This window comes from Paenibacillus plantarum (genome assembly GCF_013141695.1).
Taxonomy (GTDB): domain Bacteria; phylum Bacillota; class Bacilli; order Paenibacillales; family NBRC-103111; genus Paenibacillus_E; species Paenibacillus_E plantarum.
On sequence record NZ_WHNY01000016.1, the window covers coordinates 133,632 to 158,087 of the forward strand.

Consider the following 24,456-nt stretch of genomic DNA (forward strand, 5'->3'; position numbering starts at 1 on the left):
GCTCCTTTCCGCCTAATTTCACGTAAAATGTACACGCGTACATTTTCTCATTGAGAAGCTACTTCTGTCAATATAAATTCAGAATTTCACTCTTCAACTCTTTATCGCCATAATTCGACATTTACATCAATTTTTCATTAAGAAACACGGAAATAAAGTCCATTTTTTGTCATAAAAGCAAACTCTTAATATTGTTTATCTCCTCTTAGACCTTTATGATAAAGGATATTGGGACAACTATGGGAATGAGTGATAGCAAATGAAAGCAATCTGGCGCCATCTTCGGTTCACTGCGTCATCAACGATCGAAGCTCTCACGAGCCGATCACAGATCACTCGACTTCACTCTCGCGGGCAGCTCCTTGCCCAGTTAGAACATGCTGTTCGGAAACACGATGACACTTCATCCTCTCAGGTCCGTGCATGTCTTGTTTTCGATATTGATCGTTTTCGCCAAGTGAATTTCTCCTTAGGCTACGCTTGCGGAGATCATTTACTGCAGGAATTAAACCGCAGATTAAAATTAGTAGATCACATCGATCTTGTTGTTCGGTCTGGCGATGATGAATATACACTTCTTCTTCGAGCACCCAAGCAAGAACAACTTCTATCTGCGATACATCGTGTTATGCAGGTATTTGAGCCCCCTTTTACTTACCAGGGCCAGGACTGCTTCCTTCGTGCAAGCTTCGGTCTGAGTGACCTTACGATAACATCTGAGAATGTACCACAAGCTTTCCATCAAGCTGAGCAAGCACTCCTCATTGCCAAACAAACAGGCAAGAATAAACTCATTACTTTTCACCCCTTACCAACACAACAACGTTTTGCTAGCCAGATTCAAATGGAAAACGACCTGCGCAAAGCGATCACAGAGAATCAGCTATTGTTATACTATCAACCTCGACTCGAACTCTCGACTGGTCAAATTAGTTGTCTGGAAGCCCTGGTGCGTTGGAATCATCCTCTACATGGCATGATTGCGCCTGCCGATTTCATCCCGCTTGCTGAGGAATCAGGCCTCATTTTGCCACTTGGTGAATGGGTATTGCGGGAGGCTTGTCTACAGAAAGCACGTTGGCTCGCTGAAAATAAGCTTGATTATCAAGTTGCCGTCAACATTTCGCCTTGTCAGTTTCAAGATGAGGACTTTGCGGATAAAGCCATTCATATCATACAACAAACCGGTATTAACCCCTCTTATTTGGAGTTCGAAATTACCGAAAGCTCAATTATGCAAAATATGGAGAAAACCATCGCCGTCCTTGATAAGCTTTGTTCCAAAGGAATTTCCATTTCCATCGATGATTTTGGGATTGGCTATTCGTCCCTCAATTATTTGAAGGAGTTTCCTATACATTGCCTCAAAATCGACCGTTCCTTCGTCAAAAACATTCAAAATAATTCCAATGATTGGGCGATTACGAACGCCATCATTCACCTCGGTCATGCCCTTAATATCCAAGTTGTCGCCGAAGGGGTCGAGGATGTGGGACAGCTAGATATTCTCAAAGAGACAACCTGCACAACCATTCAAGGCTTCTTGCTTAGCCCTCCGATTTCTGCTTATGAGATTGAACAAACCTTCTATATGAATGACAACAGACCGGTTATGATTTCATAACCGGCCGTATGATTTGGCGTATTTTCTGATTTTGGCAAAAATGCGCTTATCCTTTAATCTCCGAAAAATATACGGATCCGGACTTGTATTCACTTCAAGAATCCATGGCTGCAAATCTTTATCTAAGGCAACATCAACGCCTATCTCTTTTACCCCTCTGTACCTTGTATTAATCGCTTTAGCCACTTGAATCCCCATCACTTGCAGCCGTTTCACATACCCATTCCTCTCCGTAGGAGGCAAATATGCCTTTAACAAGGTATCCACCGATTTCAACGTACCTCCATTATGAAAGTTCGTCACAATCTTTGCGGGATGTGCCACGCGGCCGATAATCCCTGTTGTCTCCCATTTGCCAGTAAGTGATTGCTGCACCATAACGCGGAGATCAAAGCGGTTCCCTTTGTAGGTCAATAGATGAATCCCTTTCTGCACTAGATAAGGCCGTTTTCTTGTCACCTTGAGCAGCGAGACGTACATGTCAGCAAAGGTTTTGAACCTTTTGATGGTGACACCTGATTGGTAGGAATAAGATTTTTCTGCTTCTTCCCCTGCCAGCTCGATACGAATCACACCGTTCCCGAACATGCCTATATTAGGTTTTACGTAGACCATTTTATATTCTTCGAGCATTTCTTGTAAGGTAACTGCCGTCATGCGTTTGGTGCTTGGCACATACTTGCGAAGTGATTCGACAGACTCGACGGCCTTCGTTTTGCCAATTTTGCTGCTTACGTATCTTGCCCTGTTCAAACTTATCGGTTTCTTTGTACTCTTCTTCCTAATTCTCTTCATACCAGGCCTCCAGCTTCGAATTCACCCCATCCTAGTGTATGAAGGCAACAGAGCATTGGCGACAAAAATACAAGAAGAGGCTGCCCCTGAAATCCATCAGGAGAGCCTCTTTATCATGTCTAGCTATTAAGGCGCACTTGTTAAGAACTGTGCGGTTGGATTTTTATCTATGGAAGAGCGCAGCGCATATTCACTTTCGAACAAGCCTACGAAATTCCCTTTCTTGTCTTTGACCAATTGGGAGTTAATGCGGAATTTAGCTGGATCAATTTTATCATCGATAATCCAACGCGCGAATTGATAATTCTGACGTTGCAAAAGAATATCCACACCATACTCCGATTTCATCCGATGCTCCAGTACTTCGAATTGAAGTTGGCCTACGACGCCAAGAATCATATCTTCGAAGCCAATCGTCGTGAAGACTTGGATCATCCCTTCTTCCGTCAACTGATCGATCCCTTTCAGGAACTGCTTTTGTTTCAAAGCATTTTTGATTGACACCTTGCTGAATAACTCTGGTGAGAAGGTAGGAAGCTCATCGAAAACAACCTCTTCTCCCTCGCTTAAGGAATCACCAATTCGGAAAATACCTGGATCGAATAGACCAATGATATCCCCTGGGAAAGCTTCTTCCACGATATCACGATCTTGGGCTAGGAACTGCTGCGGCTGTGCCAGCTTAATATCCTTGCCGAGCCTTACATGCTTCACGGACATTCCCCGTTCGAACTTTCCAGAGACGATACGCAAGAAAGCTACGCGGTCACGGTGTGCTGGGTTCATGTTCGCTTGAATTTTGAACACATAACCTGAGAATTTCTCTCTCGTTGGCTCGATCACACCAGCCGTGCTTGTGCGCGGCTCTGGCTGTGGTGCTAATTGCAGGAAGTTCTCAAGGAACGTCTGAACACCGAAGTTATTCACCGCACTCCCGAAGAAAACAGGCGTAAGTTCACCCTTCATCACTTTTTCCATATCAAAAGGGTCACCAGCAACATCCAACAGCTCGATATCTCCGCACAATTGCTTGTGTAAGAACTCCCCAGCGATTTGCTTCACTAACGGATCTTCTACGCCATCTACCTTGCGGACTTCAATATCCTTGTGATCGTCGCCTTGGTATAGCTCTAGCTGTGATTTCCCGCGGTCGTAAACCCCACAGAACTGCTTCCCTGACCCAATTGGCCAGTTCATCGGATAAGAACGAATACCGAGTACTTCTTCAAGCTCTTCTAATAACTCGAACGGATCACGGCCTTCACGGTCCAATTTATTAATAAATGTGAAAATGGGAATCCCACGCAACCGACATACTTGGAAAAGCTTCTTCGTCTGGGTCTCGACCCCTTTGGCAACGTCGATCAACATCACCGCGCTATCCGCGGCTGTCAACGTGCGGTAGGTGTCCTCACTGAAGTCTTGGTGACCTGGAGTATCTAGAATATTGACGCGGTGACCTTCATAGTCGAACTGCATCACGCTTGACGTTACGGAGATCCCCCGTTGTTTCTCAATTTCCATCCAGTCTGATGTAGCATGCTTACTAGCTTTACGACCTTTAACTGTTCCGGCTAAGCGAATTGCGCCCCCGAACAAAAGCAGTTTCTCCGTTAATGTTGTTTTCCCCGCATCCGGGTGAGAAATAATCGCGAACGTCCGTCGTTTAGCGACTTCCGTTTCGAGAAGTTTAGTGAGTTGCGTTTTCATGTGTTCGTTTATTCCCTTCTTCTTTTAGAGGTAGTTCTTATACATACAGACTACTTCAGAATCAAGCGTGTGCTTTCTCCAAAGGAACGGTCCAGTTCGCTTCTTCGATGAACGTGCGATTGCTGAATTCCCTGCCGCGCACAACCACTTTATCTGCAAATACTTGCACATAGATTCCCTGTGCTTTATCCTGTGCAGTTTGCTGATACGCCCGATTCAGCGTTCTTCCTACAGAGGCATTATGGAAATAATGGAACGTTTCCTGAATATAGTGCGGTGTTCCATTCTGAAAATCCTGATGGCGATGTCCACAGAAGACGAATACATTCTTGTATGGCTTCAACGTTTCGCGGAACTGAATAGCCCGAATGAGCTGGTGAGTAGCCCCATCGGTGCCAACAGGCGGCAATGGTTGATGCGTCATCACGAATAGAGGTCTTCCTGGTTTATATAAATTGCCCAGTCTTCCTTTGAACCAAGCGAGTTGTTCATCGGAGTACCATGCACCTTCACCCACTTCTGGCTTCTCTTGCACGTAAGCTTCTTGTGACAACAATAAGATAGAGTGTCCGTTCGTCGTAAAATCATTATAAATGGACGTATAGCCCATGAACTTCTTGAATAGCTCTCTACTTACCGCATCACTTTTGCCATTCGGTACGTTATCCTGATCCCAACTATTCGCTTTATTAATCCAAATCGTATAATAATCATGATTCCCCATATTCCCATGCATAGGGGGAAGTTTACAATTATTCAATATGGCACGCAATGCCTTATAGTCAACCTCAGTTCCTGTATCCGTCAAATCACCGGTTAGCATAATCGCATCGACAGGTCCATCGAATTGCGTGACATCATCTAACGCAAGCCTTAGCTTTTTATTAGGAAGCGAATCACCCGATGTAACATGAAGATCACTTAAGATAAAAAAGGACATCAATGGGCCAAGAGGCAACGGTTCCTCCGAAGGCGCTGGCGTAGCTTGTTGAGGAGGCTCGGAGCTTGCTACGGGTGCGGCAACAGCCTGTTCCTCGGGAATGAATTTTTTCTTAACCAACAGACTAAACCAAGCACTTAATCCTACTAAAACAGCCCCAATGGCAAGCAGCCATCGCACAAACGCTCTTCGTGACATCGATGCACCTCAAGTGTATAAAATGAAAAAATGGCCATATTCACTAGTATACCACAAATTGTGTCCTATACGTCGTCCAGACTCGACATCATCAAGTGATTTCTTGCTGCGCTTGTACCCACATGCAAAAAACCAACAGGCGAAATTCGCCTGTTGGATAAACTCCCTATTTTAAGCCAATACGGTTGTTTTCTGAATAGCTTCCCAATCAACTTCCCCTTCATTCTGGCCGTTAATCGGCCACCACTTGAACCCATCATCGCTCAACAGCTTCGCTGCTTCTTCAGGGCCCCAAGATCCAGCAGGATAGTGCTTGAGATCTTCGGTCTGCTCGCTCCACGCAGCTGCAATGCGATCCACATAAGACCATGCAAGCGCAACTTCATCCCAACGCGTAAAGTAAGTGGAATCTCCGCGAGTTGCATCATACAGCAAGCGCTCGTAAGCCTCTGGCGTATTGATGCCGATTTGACAGCTTTGGCAGAAGTCCATTGCAACCGGTACGATCACACCTTCAGAACCAGGCTGCTTCGCGTTCATTTTCAAATAGATGCCTTCCATCGGATTCACTCGGAATACGAGCAGATTCGGCTCAAGCTCATGCTTTTTAGCCAAATAGACATTGTTTGGAATGTTCTTGAATTCGACAACGACCTCTGTCGTTTTGACCGGTAGTCGTTTTCCGGTACGAATATAGAATGGCACACCCGCCCAGCGGAAATTATCCACGTGAACACGTGCAGCAAAATAAGTCTCTGTCGTCGATTGCGGATTCACGGAATCCTCTTCACGGTATGCAGGAAGTGCTTTGCCTTTGGCAGAACCGCTGGCATATTGACCACGAATCACGTTCGTACGTACATCATCACCGTCTTCGAACAGACGAAGTGAACGGAGTACCTTCACTTTCTCATCACGGATATCCTCCGGATGTAGACGGCTAGGCGGTTCCATTGCCATCATCATCAGCATTTGCAGCATGTGATTTTGACCCATATCGCGAAGTGCCCCGGAGTGGTCATAGTAGCCACCGCGCTCTTCTACACCCACAGTCTCACTCAACGTAATCTGGATGTTCGCTATGTATTTATTATTCCAAAGCGGCTCGAAGAAAGCATTCGCGAAACGAACGAACTCGATGTTTTGGACCATTTCTTTGCCCAAGTAATGATCGATACGGTAAATATCTTTCTCTTCGAATACTTGACGAAGCTGTCCATTCAAACGCTCCGCCGATGGCAAATCGTATCCGAATGGTTTTTCAATAACTAGGCGATGCCAGCCTTCCGTTTGGAGCAAGCCGCCTTCACTTAAATTGTACGAAACATTGCCAAACAACTCAGGTGCAAGCGCCAAATAGAACAGACGGTTACCGCCCGTTTGATACTTCTCATCCAATTTCGCTGTCAGTGTATTCAGTTCATGGAAACCTGCAACATTGTTAATGTCGAGAGACATATACTCGAATCTTTGGGCGAACTTTTCCCATTCTGCAGCATCTGTATTTTTGTAACGAGCGAAATCTTGAATCGAATTTTTCACGTCTTCACGGAATTGCTCATTCGTCCGCGGTCTGCGAGCTAGACCAACTACAGCAAAGTTATCTCCCAGCTTACCTTCTCGATAAAGGCTATAAAAGGCTGGAAACAGTTTTCTTTTGGCTAAATCACCCGTTGCTCCGAAAATATAAAACACAGCTCCACTCATCTATGCATCATTCTTTCTCTATTAGAATTAGTTAATATGCTTAGCATACCTAAAATTGTCAAGCTATTCAACTTATATAGCCACATTAACCCATAACATTTTCTTATAAGAAACTAGACATCCGTCTATACCGTTACAATCTGCATGGCATAGGCTAACAGTACATACGAATACGGAGGTGCCCTAAGTCATGCAACCCTTTCACCCAATCACCGAAAAAAGCTACAAAAATCTTGTCGGAAAACCCGTTCTTGTCTTCTTAACAAATGGCTCTGAGATATATGGAATCGTCAGTCGCGTGGAGAAAAACAAACTCATCCTTAATGACGATCGACAAGTGAACACGAAGTCCTCTTCCAAAAATACCAAGCCAACGCTTACGAAAAAGGGGAAAAAGAAGCAAGCTCAACCCGTTTCACCAACTCAGCCATCAACAGAAGATCCGTTGTCTTCCTTCGGTCTGATCCGTTTTGGAGGACCGCTCCAAGCCCCAACGGCTAGACCCACTGGACCCGTAGATATTCAAATCGACTATATTGCCGCCATGTTTAGTGAATAACGGAAATCAAGGCTGTGGATGTGTACCTCATCTACAGCCCTTTCCTCAACGTTTCAACTTTTTATTCATACGGTAACAGCTAAGGTCAGGTACATAAGAATCAATCTCATAACCTCTTTTACTATAAAATCGGATCGCCTTCGGGTTGCTGTCATCAACAAATAGCTCCACCGTATGGCAACGTTCACTAAGCCCGTAGTCTTCTGCAGCTTTCATAAGTGTATGTCCAATGCCTTTGCCCTGCTCACGCGGATCAACAGCCAGCATATCTATGAAGAGCTTACTCGATTTACGTATCATCGAAATGAAACCGTAAGGCCGTTTGTACCCTTTGGCGATGACGAACGTTTTATTGGCGTTCAGTCGCTTGCGGATCTCCGAGTATGTCACAGAATTACCTGAATCATACATTCTGGAAAAAGGAACTAATTGTTCAACAACTAATCGATATATAGCAGGGTCATCAATGGTAGCCAAACGTTTGCGTATCACATGGCACCGCCTCCACAAGAAGCAATAATGCTATCTTATGTTGGTTAACACGTAATTGACCCCACAAGTACCAATTTACCCCAGTCTACTGGGATGATATACTTAACGTATAGAAATGAGGTGATCGTAATGATCAATGCTTACCCCTCCGTCATGGCGGTGAACAGGTATCAAACTCATAAAGATTATTACCGTGTTGGTGCTGTTAGTGCGGTTACCGGTGGTAAATCGAATACAATACGACGAATGTTGGATTTACCTTATGAGCAACTTGCCTACAAGCAGTTCGCACAGACGGCTGCCAAAGACGTGGCTGGCTTAGTTCAATCTACGCAAACCGTCAAACAATCCGCTCAGACACTCGTCAACACGACTACGTTCACCACGACTAAAGCGTCACAAGCCGATCTCACCCAGAACCTTCAAACGTTTATTCATACATATAATGAGTTGCAAGATCAGCTAGGGGATTCACCTGACTACGTGAGCCATGCCCTTCTTCAAGGTCTGGAAGGAGCCGCAAAGCCGGGCACATTGCACGATCTTGGCATCACCAAGAGTGATAATGGCAAGTTGATGCTACAACCTGAAGTGTTAGAGAAGCAACTTAAAGATCCTAGTGGCATTCTTCGCAAAAGCTTGCTTGATCTCACCAGCTTCGCCAGCTCGATAGTAAGCCGAATTGATCGTCTGCAGCAACTGCCTTCCGTCTCCTTGTTTCAGCTCTCCACATCACCGCTTAAGCCATATGGCCAGTATCAATCGCAGCTTGAGGCGTATTTGCCGGTTCCGATGCGCGGTATATTGTTGGATGCGAAGATGTGAACGGAAGAGTACTCCGAGCGGGTTAGCAGCCCTGCTGCGATAGGAGCAGCTTAAGGAGCAGCCACGCTGAATCCAACAAACAGCTCTCCACCCAAGAGGAGCAGCGCTGCCACACACACACGGCCATCCACCTTAGAGAGCTGCTCTGCCACCTCCACAAACAGCCATCCACCTCAGGGAGCTGCGCCATTCAACATTAACTGGAAAACATGTAGCTATTTTCACAGTTTTGAGCCCTTATTCGCTTTTAACTGGAAAAACTCCAGCTATTTCTCCCAGTTCCACCCCATTGAGCTCAAAAGTGGAGAATTAGCTGTACATTTTCCATTTATTCGCAGATTCAAGCTATTTCCGGCAAATTTAACTGGATATTTTACATCTAAAGCAACCAAGCAAGCCTCCTATTCACCTGCCTTCTGGCAAACTACAACAAAAAAGCTGTATCCCCAAAGTAGAATCATCTACGGAACGGGTGATACAGCCTTTTCCATTTAAAATAGCTTTTTACCTAGCACATGGTCAATCGGAATATAGCCAATGACGCGACTATCCATGCTATTGTTCCGATTATCCCCCATCACGAAAATATGATCAGCTGGAACGGTCCACTTCTTGTTCCCATTCGCTCTCATTTCCTCATTGATGTAAGACTCATTCAGCAGTTCACCATTGCGGTACATCTGATTATCCTTCAGCTCAAGCTGATCCCCTGGCTTACCGATCACACGCTTAATCCATACGTGTTTATCATCGCCTCGAACAAATAAGCTGAGCAATGGGCTGTCCAACAAATCATTTTTAAAAGTCCGCTTCATCTCAACCCTAGAGTCGATAATGACGATGTCTTCATAATTAGGCTCGTAGTGAAACGTATGCGAAAGCTTCGAAACATACACGCGCTGACTATCATGCAATGTCGGATCCATCGAATGGCCGCTAACTCTCGTAGATTGAAACACAAAAACACCTAGAAAGACGACTAATACAAAGGAAATTGCAATGGAACCAAACCAGCTCCAAATCTGTTTGACTACATTCAAATTTATCGCTCCCTTGCCTTATTCCGCCAGTCCGTGCTTAAAGGCATAAATCGCCGCTTGTGTGCGATCTTCTACGCCAAGCTTGGATAGAACGTTGGTGACGTGGAATTTCACCGTCTTCACGCCGATGAATAAATCATCAGCTAACTCTTGATTCGATTTGCCCTTCGCGATCAAGCGAAGCACTTCCATCTCGCGGTCCGTCAGCTCCTCATGCGGCTCCGCAACCGGCTTCGGTTGACGGAAGCGATTCATGATTTTCGAAGCCACCTGCGACTCCAGAATCGATTGTCCTTTGGCCGCAGCTCTAATCGCTTGCGCGATTTCGGAGGCACGCGAGGTTTTCAATAAATAACTGAAGGCACCCGCTTCAATAACTGGATACATTTTCTCATCATCTAAGAAGCTAGTCAATACAATGACTTTACAATCTGGATAGAGTTGCAATAATTTCCTTGTCGTTTCGATGCCGTCCATACCTTCCATAACTAGGTCCATCAGCACCACATCCGGACGATATTCCTGAGCTAAACGAATGCCATCGTGCCCATTGCTCGCTTCGCCAACGACCTCAATCCCATCTTCCGTCCCTAGAACAGCTGCAAGTCCAATTCTGACCATTTCATGATCATCGACTAATAGTACTTTGATTAAGGTGTCGTCCATTCGCTTCTTCCTCTCTATGTACGATGTTAATTTTCGATCAATTGAGGATCGGTTGCTAAGATTGGTACTCGAATTTCAATACGTGTTCCTCGGTCTGGTGCTGTAATAATATCCACCGAACCGCCGATTTCGTTCACGCGTTCCTTCATGGACACGATGCCATAAGAAGTTAGCTTCTTCGCATCCAGCTCAAAACCAACACCGTCATCGCGGATCACTAAACGGATACCGTCTGAACGATGCAACAGTTTCACTTCCAGCTTATTCGCCTTAGAGTGACGCAGGGCATTGGAAAGCGCCTCTTGCACAATTCGGAATAAATGATCCTCGATCCCCTTGTTCAAACGGATTTCCTCATCCATGTCCCAGCTGATCGCCATTGGAACCTTGGCCGCTAGCTCCTTCAAGAGCTCAACGAGTCCCTCCGACAGTCGTTTTCCTTCGAGATGGATCGGTCTCAGATGCAGCAACAAAGCTCTCATTTCGGATTGAGCGACGGAAGCCATCTCTTCAATCAGATGAATCTGCCGCTTCGCTTTCTCAAAATCTTTATCCAGTGTCCGACCAACAGCCGTAGCTGTCATGGATATAGCAAACAATTGCTGACTTACCGCATCATGCAGCTCACGCGCCAAGCGCTGACGTTCTTCAATAACCGCCGAAAGCTTGGCTTTCTCGGTAAGCTCAGCATTGCTATTCGACAGTCGTTGAAGGGAGGTCACTTGCTCTTCCCATCGTTTCATAATACGGCTAAGTTGTTCGCCTAAGCGTCCAATCTCATCGTCATCCCCGTTTTGAAAGCCTTCTCGGGCAAATGTCCCTTTTTCTAATAAAATCATCGTTTCCATCATGGGCTCAAGTCTGCGTGTCACCTTAGAACTGTTCCAGTAACCGAATACCGCCCCAATTACACCCAGAATTAACAAAGCCATGAACGAGAACTTGACTCCCTGCTGCCAACTGGTAAAGGGCTCAATCAAATGACTTGAATTCAGAAAATACAGCATAGCTCCGAAAACGGCGAAGCTAAATAGGATGGCTTCCCCCATGCTGCGCCAGATCATGTTCGTTAATCGTCGTTTGTAGCCGTCCACTTGGTGAAGTACCCCCTTGAAATAAACGACTACACCGTCCTTTACAAACGGTCTCGTTTATCTAAAATATAGCCCATGTATATATGGAGACTATATTTTCTACTAATTAAAGAAAGTTACAATACTTTGACCTTGATATCTCCTACGATGAAAGAAAGTATGAGTTTCACCCGATGGTCACAATGCCCATAATTCTGCGATTGCCAAACGACTTTGTTCATCACACCTGACTCTTTTTCTTCCGCGATTTGAAGCTGACCTAGCATGATGGAAGCTGTGACGGAAACTCCGATATCGTCAGGCACCTTTATATCAATATCTCCTACAACTCCCTGTAGGATAACTGTCGTTTCTTTTTGCTCGAGAATTGCCATGGAAAGATCCATATACGTTTCTCCCACCAAATACCACGTCGAGGTATTCCGTTGAATCCATGGTTCTCTGCCTAGGCGAACGCTATCGACAATCTTTTGCTTTTGAGTATACGTATCATCTTTATGAATCTGTTTGGATCGAATGAAAAATAAACCTAATGAAATCAACACAACCGAAATGACAATGGTAAGATGATCACCAAATAATATGACGGCACCAATCCCCATCAGCACATAGCCCTTGCGCTCTTTGCGTGAACGAACACGATGAATGCCCAGCAAAATAAGGATTACGGCCATAACGGGAAAAAAGCCTATGGTATGTTCCAGAAGCAAAAAAATACCGGCTCCAATCAGCAGAAGCGCTGTATTCCGGCTGCGGTTATTTTTCGTTTCCTCTCCCATCGATGCACCTCCTCTGGCTGCCATTTCTCTTTCGTTCATACGATTCCTAGCATACCATAAGAATGGACGACCTCCAAGATGCAAATCCTTATAGATCAAGGCTTTGCTTTCGTGGAGGTCACCGTCCATGACTATTTGCTGTCGTGCGGATCTCGCTCACCGCGAGAACGCTGCTCCTGCTGCCACTCATGCTGCAGCTTGCTGCGCAGCACGCGCAGTTCATTCTGAAGGTTGCCACCGGCTTCCTTCAGCGTCTCCTTCGACAGGCGGCCCGCCACGCGGAGCCCCTGCAATGCCTCCCGGCCGAGCTCGCGGCCGGTGACCTCCAGCTCGCGCCATGTGTCGCGAGCCTCTTTGCCGTGCAGCCCGCCGCGCGGCTGCACATCCTCGGCTGCGTGCCCCGCACGCAGCCCGCGCAGTTCCTCTGCGAGCGCCAGGCACAAGTCCTGGCTGCTCGCGTACTGCGCGCGGTAGTGCTCGCTCGCGGCTTCCTCGTTCAGCTTCTCTTGCAGGGCGAGCCGCGCGAGATCCTCTTCGCCAGCGCGCATCGCAAGCTCGGCTTGCTCGCCGCGCAGCTTCGCCATCTCTTCCGCTCGCTCGATATGACTGCGCAGCGCAATCGTTGCTTGCAGCGCTTCCTCATAGCGCTCCTCAAGCTGAGCGATCTGTCTACCGTCGTCAGAAGTGCCTGGATTCGTTTTGCCGATCGTCTCGTGCCAGACGGTTTCAGCCATTTTGCCAATACGGTCAAATATATTAGTAAGATCCATTTCCTGATTCTTGTTATTGTTCATGTTCATTCGCCCCTCATCCATCATCATACTCTTATGGTAGCTCAATTTCTGAGGTTCTAAAACCGACTATCGACTGTTTTTGAACCTAGACCTAAGTCTAGTATAAATAGGCACAACCATATTTTGGTCGTTGTCGAAGCATGCCCGTGATGCTAAAATATTTGAAGCCGAGTCTGGTGCGTAAATTAGGCACTAGTACGGGGGACGAAATACTTGGGGTGAATATTTGCTTCAGCTTGGAGCAGACTAGGGAGAACCTTCTTCCCGAACCCGTCAACTAACCTCGAAGGCTCAAGAAGGAGGATTACCAATTGAATAAGCTTACCAAAGGGTTAACTAGCCTTGCTGTTTCACTAACAGTTTTGGCTGGAGGCTTTCTTTCCCCATTTACACCGCCTGCGCAAGCAGCTGAAATGGCCGTGAAAGTGCAAGTCAATGATGAACTGATCCATTTTCCTGATGCACAGCCATTTCTGGATGGCAACCACACGACCCAAGTCCCGCTTCGATTTGTAACGGAGAAGCTCGGATATACGGTAAACTGGCAGAAAGATGGCAATCAGATTAAGGTAACACTAAATAACGACAATCATACGATTACCTTGGTTTCAGGGCAAAAAGAAGCAAACGTTGATGATGCAACGGTCATCTTAGATGGAGCTTCTCAGTATCAAAATGGACGTGTATATGTACCTCTTCGCTTTCTTTCCACAACCGCAGGCGTACCTGTACAGTGGGATGCAAGCAGTAATCTGGCTATCTTAAGTAAAGATGGAGAGAAACATGCACCTGATTATCAAGTATTCGAATCTACAGCTTATTCGGCAGATCCTTCTGAAAATGGCGGGTATGGAGCCATTGATTACATGGGCAACCCACTAGCAATCGGCACAGTTGCTGTTGATCCTTCCGTCATTCCGCTTGGCACGAAGCTTTATATTGAAGGCTATTCGTTTGGCGGGCTTCCTAAAGGCGGCATGTACGTCTACGCAACAGATACGGGCGGATCCATTAAAGGAAATCGCATGGACATCTTTATTCCAGGCTCAAGGAAATCATTACAAAGCTTTGGCTTCCAGAAGATTAAAGTGTATCAAATTCCCAATTAAATGCATGGAGAGAGCTGCCCTAAGAGTCATACAAGGGCAGCTCTTTTTGTAGGTGAATGTTCCACTCAATAAGGGCATATGTCCAATCAACAGGGTTCCCACCTACATATGTTATATAGTGTTTAACCCACATTCATTCAAAACCGGAGGGGATACTATGTCAGCTGCAGTTGGTTGTGGAACGCCAGGATACGGAAGTTCCGCAGGTTTAATTCTTGTACTTTATGTACTGTTGGTCATCATTCTTGCTACTTTCTACTAGGACCATCTTCCGCCTGCGAAAATAGACCCGGCTGCTGAAGCTTCTCATTAAGAGGCTTCAGCAGCCGGGCTTTTCATTTGAAGTCGATGCCACTCGTTCGCTGTTTCAAGATTTCTTCCAGCATTCCCCCAATATACGCCCCCGCTTCCATGGCAGGCGTTCCGCCGCGATGAATGTTCGAAATAACCATCCGATCCGAATCCGTTCTCCCTGTTCTTGGCTGATAACACATGTACGCACTTAACGACTCAGCAGTCACAAGACCAGGTCTCTCACCGATAAGCAGCACAAGACATTCCGGATTTAACAAATCTCCGATGGCATCCATACAGCCAACCCGTCCGTGATTCACATAGATTGTCGTTCCCGCTGTTAAGCCTCGCAATCGCAAGGAATCCAGCAAGGCAGGATACAGGTCACGCATATTCGCTTCGATACTATTTGCACTTAACCCATCGGATATTACAATTTGCACCTGTGGCCTAAGCTGACATTTCGCTAATAGCTCCTGTTTGCTTTCGGGCTTCAATACTCTCCCTAGATGAGGACGCTTCAAATACATATCCTTCGTTTCTGCATAAGAATCGACGATGAGCCACCCCATTTCTGCTAAGAGAGCAGAACTCACCTCATTGTGCACAGCATCCACGCTGCTAGCATGATCCCATCGAAAAGTAAGTAACTCGCTCGTTAAGGGACGTGTACCTGATCTTGAAACGTCAATGCGTGCCGGAGTTAGTGCTTTCATCCGAGCGAATTCATCCACGCTTTCCACCTCCTCGCCAGAATAGCCTAGGATCACCTGCTAGCTGACTTAGTGTACCGTTCAACCATAGGCCCATATCCTGCAGCCAATCTCGAAATTCTGGTGCTGGCGCGCGCCCAAACAACTCGCGTAAAGTCGCAATATCGTGGTAGCTGAGTGATTGGTAATTGAGCATGCAGTCATCCGCCATAGGTACGCCAATCAGGAAGTTCACATGAGCAGAAGCCAGCATGACCGCTAAGGAATCCATATCATTTTGATCGGCATTCATATGATTGGTATAGCACACATCAACCCCCATCGGGAGACCATGCATTTTGCCCATAAAATGATCCTCAAGGCCTGCACGCATAACTTGCTTGCTATTGTACAAGTACTCTGGACCGATAAAACCTACCACCGTATTAACCAAAAAAGGCTTGTAGATTCTAGCTAATCCGTAGCATCTCGCTTCCAACGTCACTTGGTCTATGCCATGATGCGCTTCCGAAGATAGCTCCGAACCCTGCCCAGTTTCAAAATACCACCGATTCGGCCCCGCCGCACTGCCCATGCTATGAATCAAGGCATCCGCTTCATCCAGAAGCGCCTTATGAATGCCAAACGCACGATTGCCTTTCTCCGTACCGGCCAAGCTCTGGAATATAAGATCAGCCCTGGCCCCCTGCTTGATCGCTTCCATCTGTGTCGTCACATGAGCTAAGACACAGTTCTGCGTCGGGATGCGCCACGTCTCCATGACTTCCTTCGCCGCTTCGAGCAGCGCTTTGGTCGTCTGTGGGTGGTCCGTTACGGGATTGATCCCAATAACCGCATCCCCAATCCCATAGCTCAGTGCCTCGTATAGCGAAGCTTTCATCCCTTCCAAGGAATCGGTCGGATGATTGGGCTGCGCTCGACTGCTCAATGTACCTCGATGTCCGATCTCCGTATTACACCTTGTCCGCACTTCAATACGTGACGCTGCTTGAATGAGATCCAGATTCGACATGATTTTGGCAACAGCTGCAATCATCTCGCTCGTGAGTCCCTTGGATATTCGAAGCAGCTCATCTCCCGTTGTTTCCGTTCGCAGGATATATTCGCGCAGTTCCGCAACTGACCATTGGCTAATAGAAGCATAGACAGTTTCATCTATACTTTCCTCAATCAACCGCGATACCTCATCTTCTTCAGCAGGCAGCAGCGGATGATTTCGAATCTCAGTGAGGAGGAGATCTGCAAGTACGGACTTTGCTGCAATCCTTTCCTTGAGATCTGAGGCACTGACACCAGCCAAGTCATCACCAGAGCGCTCCTCATTTGACTTACCGAACACTTCTTTCAAACTCCCAAACTCGTAGACATGGCCTTTCATCGACGTTTTCAATTTCATAGACGCACCTCAGAAATCTCATTTGGAAAAAGCAGTGTTTTTACGATTACTGGAATCGTTCGATTCCCAATTAGTTCGCCAAGATCGATATAATCACCGAAATTCAGCGCAATGCCATCGATGCAGACAATGCGAGGGCTCCCTTGGCATCCGAGTGAGAGCAACTGGCCTAGTGCTTTGGCCATATCTTGATCGCACAGAATGACTATTGTATGTTGTTGCGTAAAATGGGAAGTCAACAGAGGGATTAGTTGGCTCGCAAGCACTTGCAAGTGTTTATAGGTATAGGATTGCTCCTGCTCTGTCGTAAGTGCAATCCCAAATGGCGTCTGATTCGATGTTCCGTAGAGTTGACTTGCTTGTTGAAAAAGATCTTTTAAAGCAGTAGCTAGCTTATCTGGTTCCTGCTGTATGTGGAGCTTCACAATCGGTACATTACGTATGGGCAGTGTACCAGCGTCGACATGAATGGTCGAGCCACTGAGCTCCACGCTCTGCAACCCCGCTCCTACGACCGTTGCCCGCTGCATGTGCCCCGCCTTCACTAACGGAAAGCCAAGCTCCGTCCACGTCTCCTGAATGGCTTGTGCGAGTATGGGACCGATATCGTCATAGGTTGTGACCTCCGTTAGCGCCATAATTGCTGGACGTGACAGCAGCTCAGCAATACCGCCAGACAGTATCCATTCATCTGCTTGCGGGAGCTTGTTGGGACGCTGGCCTAGAAGCAGAAGCTCGTTCCCTGCCTTATCTGGACCGCCAGCTACAAACTGCCCTACAGCCCGTGCCATGCGACGTGTCAGCTCTCGAAGCTCAGGGATGTCGACGATTTGACCTGGCACCATTAACAGGCCTTGCTCATCCAGCCAACGCTGAATGGCTGAGGACACATAAATCACCCTTCCATCAGCTTGCAATCGAATGACGCTTCCCCCCATATGAAAGGTTACCGTTGCAATCGGTATTCCGTTCCGAAACCAGGCAATATTCGCTGTGCCGCCCCCGATATCCATGTTCGCTACCGTGTTCCGAAGCTTATGCGAACGCCCAGCTGCTCCTGAACCTTTACCGGCCATGATGGCTTCCAAATCACTTCCCGCCGTTGCCACAACGAAAGCGCCTGCTTGTTCCGCGAGTCTATGTAAAAGGGCTTCAGCGTTCGTTTTCGTCGCGGTTTCGCCCGTCATGATGACAGCTCCGCTGCCAATATCAGCAAGTTCTACACCTGCAGCAGCAAGCTCCGCTTCAAGAAATTCCGTAAGCTGAGCTGCATCTAACGTGATAGCATCAACCAACGGCGTGCGATGAATCGGACTCTCATACAAAAGCTTTCTCTCCGTGATTTCATCTCGTGAAATGGTGTATGATGAACCGCGTTCCGCCAGCGTAAGCCGACTTACAACAAGCTTCGTTGTACAGGTTCCGATGTCGAGCCCAACACTCATGAGATGCGTTTCCATCATACAGGCTCCCCCTTAAAAGTTCATGTCTTACTCTGACTGGACTTTTTGATCCCTTTCGGCCCCTCTCTCTCTATTATTGTGGTCCAAGAATTAGAATAACTGGAAAAACTCCAGCTATTTTCGGACATATTCGCTCCACATTCAGTTTAACTGGAAAACCTACATCTAATTTCCATTACTCTGACTAATCCGCCCCTATCGATGAAAAATGACTGTAGAAAATACATCAATTCCTCTTATTTCCACTAAATACGTGGAATTAACTACATAAAATACATCTATTACTGGGTGGAAGGTGTTAATAGGGCCTTTGCCAGGGACGTGGGATTGGAGTGACACTTGTTCACCTTATAAAAAAAAGACGCCACAGCTTCCCCTCCTGACAGACGGTTACTTGTTAGCGTCAAACTTGCGATGATATAGGTGATTGATGTTCTGCCTAACATTTTACTTCCGAGATTTTCACATAAAAATGGGAACAAGTTCATTTAAATTATCGTGTTGTATACACCTTCACGCCATCACCACGTTGATAGCCCTGCCCTCCGGCTGGCAGCCAAATCAAGCAATCCGCATCTTTGATCGATACCATAATGCTCGATTTATCAATGCCAGCGGGTCTTACCCATAAGCACCCTGCGTCCACTCGTGTTGTCCCTCGAATATAACGCGGATAAACAGACGGTTTATCGTAGGGAACATCCAAAAAGGCTGTTAACACTTCCGTCTCCGGACATAGACACCCTAACATCGCTTTAATAATCGGCTTAGCCAATAGCTCGAAACCTACGAACGAAGCGCCCGGGTTACCTGAAAGCGCAATGAGAAGTTTGTTTTTCCATAACGCAGCACTCGTTGGTGTGCCTGGTCGCATCGCAACTTTATTAAACAATAGCTCCCCATCGAATCGACCGAATACATCGACGAGTACATCGTAATCGCCAACAGAGACACCACCAGAAGTCAGAATAAGATCGACCTCAGGCAGTACAGCTTCAACTGCGGCTTCTACCTGCCCAGGATCGTCCGAGAGTGCTGGCATGATGAGGGCCGCTCCCCCGTTTGCTTCCACTTGAGCCGCTAACATGTAACTGTTACTGTTACGTATTTTCCCTGGCTGCATCTCCTGTTCGACTTGTAAGAGCTCAGAACCAGTTGAGAAAATAGCCACTCTTGGCCTTCGGTACACCTCAACCATGGAGAACCCGAAGGTCGCTAATATCGCGGCTTCTCCTGGACCAATCCGAGTCCCCTGTGGGATCACTAACTCCCCAAGACTAACCTCACCAGCGATCGGCGTAATATTACTTGCTGCTTGCACATTTTTCTTAATCTTCACCTTGGCACCGAATGATGAGAGTACCTCATCCTGCAAGGAATCCGTCATCTCCAGCATCACAACCGTATCAGCACCATCTGGAACAGGCGCCCCCGTCATGATGCGAGCAGCCATCCCTGCTTGAACCGTGCACTTAGGTATAGTACCGCTTGGAATTCGCTCAATCACATGCAACACAATCGGATTGTCTGGATTCGCCGCTGCGATATCCTGGGAACGTACCGCATACCCATCCACACCTGATCTGCGAAAATGTGGCACAGCATGATCCGCATAAATATCTTTTGCTAACATTCTGCCAAAAGACGCCGGAAGCGAAACAGTCTCCGTTTCTGTGGGTTTAACATATTCGTAAAGTGCTGTCCGTGCTTCATCAACTGAGATCACTTTACGGCCAAACCTAAGCTTCATTTCGCTGCTCACTTGCTTCCCATGCCTCCCTGTGCCCGTTAGCTAACCGCCGATTTGAGACATTCGACGAATAGTTGGTGTATGCGACTGTTCTTCATTCATCAAAGCCTGAGCCATTTCGTGATTTTGAGGTTTAATGTCCAGCGCACGGAAGAACAAATCTTCCACCGCTGCATCATCGCCGATATATTTTCGAACATTGAACTCATCGGACCAATACAAGCAAGGCTTAATATTCCCATCTGCTGTTAAACGAAGCCGATTGCATGTTTCACAGAAATGATCGCTGATCGGGTGAATGAGCCCGAATGAGCCTAACGCACCTTCAATGCGATAATTCTGTGCTGGGCCGTTGCCATAAACCGCGTTCGAAGCTGTTGCTTCCCAACCCATTTCCTTGCAGCGATCGAGAACCGTTGTAAGAGATAAATAACGCTTTTTCCAATCCTCATCTTGATGACCGATAGGCATATATTCAATAAAACGAACTTGAATCGGTCGATCAATCGTCATTTGTAAGAAATCAGCAATCTCGTCATCATTAATGCCTTTCATCAGCACCACATTCAGCTTAATCGGCGTAATGCCTACACGATATGCTTCTTCAATAGAGGCAAGCACGCGACGAATATCACCACCGCGGGTGATTAACGAGAACCGATCTGCCCTCAAGGAATCCAAACTAATATTTACACGAGTTAGCCCTGCTGCACGAAGCTTCTCAGCCCGTGACGCAAAGTAAATCCCATTCGTAGTCAATGCTATATCTTCAATTCCGGGAATCTGTGATAACATGCCGATCAATTGGTCTAGGTTTTTACGAACCAACGGCTCTCCACCAGTTAATCGCAATTTGCGAACACCAAGTCCAGCTAGTACTCGGACAATCTCGGTTATTTCATCAAAAGTTAACAGCTTCTCATCCGGTTCAAATTCCATTCCATCTTCCGGCATACAATATACACAACGCAAATTACAACGATCTGTCACTGAGATGCGCAGGTAATCATGCATCCGGCCAAAACGATCCAATAGCTGCTTTGGCATCGGAGTCCACCTTCTCTCTCTGTTCATTATGGCATATTTTCTAACAAAATCCTAGATTATCAAGCATTTTATATAAAAAAATGAATTATTGTGGTAGATTATCTAACATATACTCATATTCTTCTGGCGTATTAATATTGGTTACGAAATCGGTTCGAAGACCACGTTGAACCCAATAATCCCCATCCACAGACTGCCAATCCAAATGCTCTAGCAGCCCCATCAATCGGTAATTGTGTTGCCCAAGCAGCAGTTCGGCTTCAAACCCAACTTCTCTTGCATAGATCCCATGCAGGGGATGCAGACGGCCTTCTATCTCAGGAATAACGGCATCCACATTAGTCTCTCGGCACAGTTCTGCCATCACCTTAGCTGCTTCTACAGAAATAAATGGCATGTCGCACCCAACAACCCATACATGAGACGCGCTAGCGACTTTCAGGGCAGCGTGAATGCCGCTTAACGGACCCTTTTGGATATAATGGTCGCTCACACATTGTACGTCTATATCCTTAACCCCAATCAGCAACGGCTGAAGGGTTTCCATGTCATTGGTCACTACAATAATTTGCTCGCATCCACGCGACATTTCTTTCAGTTGTCTTAAGAGAATAGCTTCGCCTTGCACAGGTAGAAGTGCTTTGTGTTTCCCGCCCATGCGGCGATTCAAGCCTCCTGCAAGTATAACACCCGTCATCATGCCTCGAGCTCCGCCAATCTTTTCCTAAACGACTGCTTCCAGCTAGCCGAAAGGCTATCTACAGAAAGCACTCTTTTGATCGCATCGATATTGAACTTATCGTGATACTTGATCTGATTGGCGAACGCAACCGTCACACCCGCTTCATCACTAGCAATGAGTTTCATCTCGGAGTCCGGTGCAAGGTAACCCTCTTTCAGTACGCGAAAATAATAGCCTGTATATCCTGTTTCCTGAACGTACAGCGTTGCTTCTGGCCAATCCATACGCTTTGCTAGTTTATGACAAGGCTGCCTAGGCTGTGAGACCTGCACGATAACCTCGCCAATGGCAAATTGATCACCAATACAAACCTCATGCTCCTGCAAGCCGCGAATCGTCAGATTTTCACCAAAGGTAGCAGCGTCCAATGTATGGCCCCGCAAGTTTTCCCAGTACGCATAGTGCTCTTCAGGATACACGCAGATGGCTTTATCAACACCGCCATGAACCGTTAGATCGGCCTGCCCATCCCCGTCAATTTGTACCTTGGATACAAACAAAGACGAGCTGACCGGCGTCTTATAAATCCCCGTGGTCAGCTCTTTTCCTTGATATGTTATATGCTGGGGTAACCCCACATTGATAGATGTAATTTGCATGGCAAATGCCCCTCATTCCGCACAGGATTCTTTGCCCTTACTATATCAAAATTTTTGCAAAAAGTCAGCGCCTGCATCAACAGCACCGAACCTATGTTAGGCGTTTGATTTGCCTACCCACGCATCGTTATCATAGCCCCGTACTTCCCAATACCCCATGTGCTCTTTCTCGATTAACTCGATACCTTGCAGCCATTTCACTGATTTATAGGCGTACATCTGAGGCACAATCAGTCGCACTGGTCCACCTAGTTGCTGTGGAATCGGCTTACCGTCCATCAAGACGGCGACCAAGATATCATCTCCGTTTGCCTGACTCAAGGACAGTGCATCTGTATATACTTTATCGCCTGAATAAAATTTCACAAATTTTGCCGATGCTTGAACACCAGCCGCCGCTAACAGTTGCTTCAGTGGAATGCCTTCCCATGTACATTGGTACACGGACCATCCTGTTACACAGTGAAAGTCACTTACTTGAACTGTGCGTTTCATCTGCAGGAACTGTTCCCAGTTCCACGCATTGGGTTTATCCACGAGACCTGAAATTGCGAATTTCCAGGTGTCCGAGGAGAACGTCGGAATTTCCGTCACCGTGTAGATGCGGAAATTCCCTTTGGCCCCTCCGCCTACAACAGCGGCGGAGTCAGGCAATGGCGCTGGCGGCGGCAACATGCGGTTGCCGTCATTGGCCACATACTCGGCGGTCGACGACCCGCCGGTATCGAAGGCGCCTTTTATCCAGCGATAAAAGGCGGGGCCGACCGCGATCACGAGCAGCACCCCTGCGACGAGTCGCAGGAAGGAGGCGCGTGTGATCGGCGATTCCTTCAGCGCGGCGATGACCGCCTGCGCTGCTGTGCGCCCTGCGGTGGCGTCTTCGGACGCCACCGGGGCTATGTCTGCCGCTGCGACGCTCGCGGCGGCAGGCGGCCTGCTGGCAGCGGCTTGTTCGAGCCGCTGTTGACGCTTGAGCCATCGGCTGCGCGAGATGGCGTGGTACACGGCATACGGCACTCCGACCCAGGTGAGCAGGTCATGCACGAGGAGTGCCGCGTTGTTCAAGCCCGGTGGCATGTGACGGAACTGCCACAAGATCACGCCTGATGCGGCCCAGCCGATCAGGAGCGCGAGCACGAATACCAAATTCGCGCGTTGGTTGCGGCGCGCGCGAATCTGACGCCAATGCTTGCGAATCATTGGCGCGTACAAAACCATGAGCAGCGCAGAGGCTACTCCCAAATAAATGTGGAGCTGCTTCAGTGTCACACGAAATGCGCCAAGATCTCCTCGAATTGCGCCAATACTGAGCACAATTCCTGTCACAGTCAACAACACCAAAATCCAAGCATTCCAGCTATGAATGGCGTTTAAACGCTTTCCAAACGACTGCTTGAGCCAGCCTCTTTTTGACTCCACCTTCGCCACATCCTTTATGCGTTCATCCTAATATTTCTATCATAACGTATAAATATTAAAAAAGGCTTACAATTAGGTGCTAGGCCTTCTTTTTTACCTTCATAAGTTCAAAAGAGCCTGCCCAATAGGCAGACTCCATCCATCCATTTATTTCAATAAGTACATTTCAACAAACGACTTCGGAACATACGTCATACTGTCAATCAGCATCGGAGTGTACATCAACATGCCTTCCATGCCATCCACGATGATCGTCTTACTATCAATCTGAATACTGAACGTGTGCCCCTTCATCATCTTGTCTTCCATCATTCCTTTATCATCCATCTTATTCTTGTCTTCCATCATTCCTTTATCACCCATCTTGCTCTTGTCCTCCATCATACCCTTATCACCCATCTTCGCCAAAACAATCATATGTGTAGCATCTTGCCATGTCACTTTGAACCCTAATGATTCCGCAACTTGGCGCAACGGGACTAACTCCGTGCCGTCCTTCATCATCTTTTGGATACCTGTATAATCATAAGACTTTGCCATCATTTCCTCAGCACTCGCGAATGTTGGGAGTGCCAGCGTGCAAGCAGCTACCCCCACAATCATTGCTTTTCTCCAAGACAATCTCACATTCATTTTCGGATTCATCGCATTCATTCCTCTCATTTCAATTGTTGTGTTCGCTTCACATCACCTAATTTACA

Annotated in this window: 24 protein-coding genes and 1 riboswitch; of the genes, 5 read left to right on the top strand and 19 right to left on the bottom strand. The window is 47.0% G+C overall.

Going from position 1 to position 24,456, the window contains the following annotated elements; genetic code table 11:
• Positions 1-259: 259 nt before the first annotated feature.
• On the top strand, positions 260-1,624 hold the full coding sequence (locus tag GC096_RS05440; protein WP_171629266.1) for a putative bifunctional diguanylate cyclase/phosphodiesterase: 1,365 nt from the start codon (positions 260-262) through the stop codon (positions 1,622-1,624).
• Here the strand turns inward: GC096_RS05440 and GC096_RS05445 are convergent.
• The 4 genes from GC096_RS05445 to zwf all read right to left on the bottom strand — a co-directional run bounded on the left by GC096_RS05445 (position 1,619) and on the right by zwf (position 6,974).
• Positions 1,619-2,419: a YheC/YheD family protein gene (locus GC096_RS05445; RefSeq protein ID WP_171629267.1), complete on the bottom strand. Its 801-nt coding sequence runs from the start codon at positions 2,417-2,419 to the stop codon at positions 1,619-1,621. The genes GC096_RS05440 and GC096_RS05445 overlap by 6 nt on opposite strands.
• Positions 2,420-2,545: 126 nt before the next feature.
• Positions 2,546-4,129: a peptide chain release factor 3 gene (locus GC096_RS05450; protein WP_171629268.1), complete on the bottom strand. Its 1,584-nt coding sequence runs from the start codon at positions 4,127-4,129 to the stop codon at positions 2,546-2,548.
• Positions 4,130-4,190: 61 nt separating this feature from the next.
• Positions 4,191-5,267, bottom strand: coding sequence for a metallophosphoesterase family protein (locus tag GC096_RS05455; protein ID WP_171629269.1), 1,077 nt, complete (start codon positions 5,265-5,267; stop codon positions 4,191-4,193).
• 171 nt (positions 5,268-5,438) lie between these two features.
• Positions 5,439-6,974, bottom strand: a complete 1,536-nt coding sequence (gene zwf / locus GC096_RS05460; RefSeq protein WP_171629270.1) for a glucose-6-phosphate dehydrogenase — start codon at positions 6,972-6,974, stop codon at positions 5,439-5,441.
• Between the two features lie 190 nt (positions 6,975-7,164).
• On the opposite strand from zwf, the gene GC096_RS05465 reads away from it, so the two are divergent.
• Complete coding sequence (locus tag GC096_RS05465) at positions 7,165-7,533, top strand: hypothetical protein (protein ID WP_171629271.1); 369 nt, start codon at positions 7,165-7,167, stop codon at positions 7,531-7,533.
• 45 nt (positions 7,534-7,578) lie between these two features.
• On the opposite strand, the gene GC096_RS05470 is transcribed toward GC096_RS05465, so the two are convergent.
• Positions 7,579-8,025 carry a GNAT family N-acetyltransferase gene (locus GC096_RS05470; protein ID WP_171629272.1) on the bottom strand — a complete coding sequence of 149 codons (447 nt, stop codon included), beginning with the start codon at positions 8,023-8,025 and terminating at the stop codon, positions 7,579-7,581.
• A 129-nt stretch (positions 8,026-8,154) separates the two neighbouring features.
• On the opposite strand from GC096_RS05470, the gene GC096_RS05475 reads away from it, so the two are divergent.
• Complete coding sequence (locus GC096_RS05475) at positions 8,155-8,850, top strand: hypothetical protein (protein ID WP_171629273.1); 696 nt, start codon at positions 8,155-8,157, stop codon at positions 8,848-8,850.
• A gap of 491 nt (positions 8,851-9,341) precedes the next feature.
• On the opposite strand, the gene lepB is transcribed toward GC096_RS05475, so the two are convergent.
• The 5 genes from lepB to GC096_RS05500 form a co-directional block, all read right to left on the bottom strand.
• Entirely contained in the window at positions 9,342-9,890 is a 549-nt protein-coding gene (lepB, locus tag GC096_RS05480) for a signal peptidase I (RefSeq protein WP_171629274.1), read from the bottom strand.
• An 18-nt stretch (positions 9,891-9,908) separates the two neighbouring features.
• Positions 9,909-10,556 carry a response regulator transcription factor gene (locus tag GC096_RS05485; RefSeq protein ID WP_056618875.1) on the bottom strand — a complete coding sequence of 216 codons (648 nt, stop codon included), beginning with the start codon at positions 10,554-10,556 and terminating at the stop codon, positions 9,909-9,911.
• A 26-nt stretch (positions 10,557-10,582) separates the two neighbouring features.
• The gene (locus tag GC096_RS05490; protein ID WP_171629275.1) at positions 10,583-11,650 is read right to left on the bottom strand and encodes a sensor histidine kinase; all 1,068 of its coding nucleotides are present in this window, start codon (positions 11,648-11,650) and stop codon (positions 10,583-10,585) included.
• A gap of 116 nt (positions 11,651-11,766) precedes the next feature.
• Entirely contained in the window at positions 11,767-12,429 is a 663-nt protein-coding gene (gene liaF / locus GC096_RS05495) for a cell wall-active antibiotics response protein LiaF (RefSeq protein ID WP_171629276.1), read from the bottom strand.
• Between the two features lie 131 nt (positions 12,430-12,560).
• A complete protein-coding gene (locus GC096_RS05500; protein WP_171629277.1) occupies positions 12,561-13,223 on the bottom strand; it encodes a PspA/IM30 family protein in 663 nt (220 codons plus the stop codon).
• A gap of 155 nt (positions 13,224-13,378) precedes the next feature.
• A riboswitch (cyclic di-AMP (ydaO/yuaA leader) is annotated at positions 13,379-13,530 on the top strand.
• A gap of 4 nt (positions 13,531-13,534) precedes the next feature.
• Here GC096_RS05500 and GC096_RS05505 point away from each other — a divergent pair.
• Both GC096_RS05505 and GC096_RS05510 read left to right on the top strand, forming a co-directional pair.
• Complete coding sequence (locus tag GC096_RS05505; RefSeq protein WP_246302590.1) at positions 13,535-14,332, top strand: stalk domain-containing protein; 798 nt, start codon at positions 13,535-13,537, stop codon at positions 14,330-14,332.
• A gap of 157 nt (positions 14,333-14,489) precedes the next feature.
• On the top strand, positions 14,490-14,594 hold the full coding sequence (locus GC096_RS05510; protein ID WP_171629278.1) for a YjcZ family sporulation protein: 105 nt from the start codon (positions 14,490-14,492) through the stop codon (positions 14,592-14,594).
• 73 nt (positions 14,595-14,667) lie between these two features.
• Here GC096_RS05510 and eutC read toward each other — a convergent pair whose 3' ends face one another.
• From eutC to GC096_RS05555, 9 genes are all read right to left on the bottom strand, one after another.
• Entirely contained in the window at positions 14,668-15,360 is a 693-nt protein-coding gene (gene eutC / locus GC096_RS05515; protein WP_312886195.1) for an ethanolamine ammonia-lyase subunit EutC, read from the bottom strand.
• Entirely contained in the window at positions 15,353-16,735 is a 1,383-nt protein-coding gene (locus GC096_RS05520; RefSeq protein WP_171629279.1) for an ethanolamine ammonia-lyase subunit EutB, read from the bottom strand. The genes eutC and GC096_RS05520 overlap by 8 nt, the downstream gene beginning before the upstream one ends.
• Complete coding sequence (locus GC096_RS05525; RefSeq protein WP_171629280.1) at positions 16,732-18,198, bottom strand: ethanolamine ammonia-lyase reactivating factor EutA; 1,467 nt, start codon at positions 18,196-18,198, stop codon at positions 16,732-16,734. The genes GC096_RS05520 and GC096_RS05525 overlap by 4 nt, the downstream gene beginning before the upstream one ends.
• Positions 18,199-18,691: 493 nt before the next feature.
• Positions 18,692-19,960, bottom strand: coding sequence for a molybdopterin molybdotransferase MoeA (locus GC096_RS05530; protein WP_312886196.1), 1,269 nt, complete (start codon positions 19,958-19,960; stop codon positions 18,692-18,694).
• Between the two features lie 30 nt (positions 19,961-19,990).
• Positions 19,991-20,995 (bottom strand): GTP 3',8-cyclase MoaA, encoded by a 1,005-nt coding sequence (gene moaA / locus GC096_RS05535; RefSeq protein WP_171629281.1) that lies wholly within the window; start codon positions 20,993-20,995, stop codon positions 19,991-19,993.
• 85 nt (positions 20,996-21,080) lie between these two features.
• Positions 21,081-21,695 carry a molybdenum cofactor guanylyltransferase gene (gene mobA, locus GC096_RS05540; protein ID WP_171629282.1) on the bottom strand — a complete coding sequence of 205 codons (615 nt, stop codon included), beginning with the start codon at positions 21,693-21,695 and terminating at the stop codon, positions 21,081-21,083.
• The gene (locus GC096_RS05545) at positions 21,692-22,336 is read right to left on the bottom strand and encodes an MOSC domain-containing protein (RefSeq protein WP_171629283.1); all 645 of its coding nucleotides are present in this window, start codon (positions 22,334-22,336) and stop codon (positions 21,692-21,694) included. Before GC096_RS05545 ends, mobA begins: the two co-directional genes overlap by 4 nt.
• Before the next feature lie 96 nt (positions 22,337-22,432).
• The gene (locus GC096_RS05550; RefSeq protein ID WP_171629284.1) at positions 22,433-23,755 is read right to left on the bottom strand and encodes a molybdopterin-dependent oxidoreductase; all 1,323 of its coding nucleotides are present in this window, start codon (positions 23,753-23,755) and stop codon (positions 22,433-22,435) included.
• 147 nt (positions 23,756-23,902) lie between these two features.
• Complete coding sequence (locus tag GC096_RS05555) at positions 23,903-24,400, bottom strand: stalk domain-containing protein (protein ID WP_171629285.1); 498 nt, start codon at positions 24,398-24,400, stop codon at positions 23,903-23,905.
• Between the last annotated feature and the right edge of the window lie 56 nt (positions 24,401-24,456).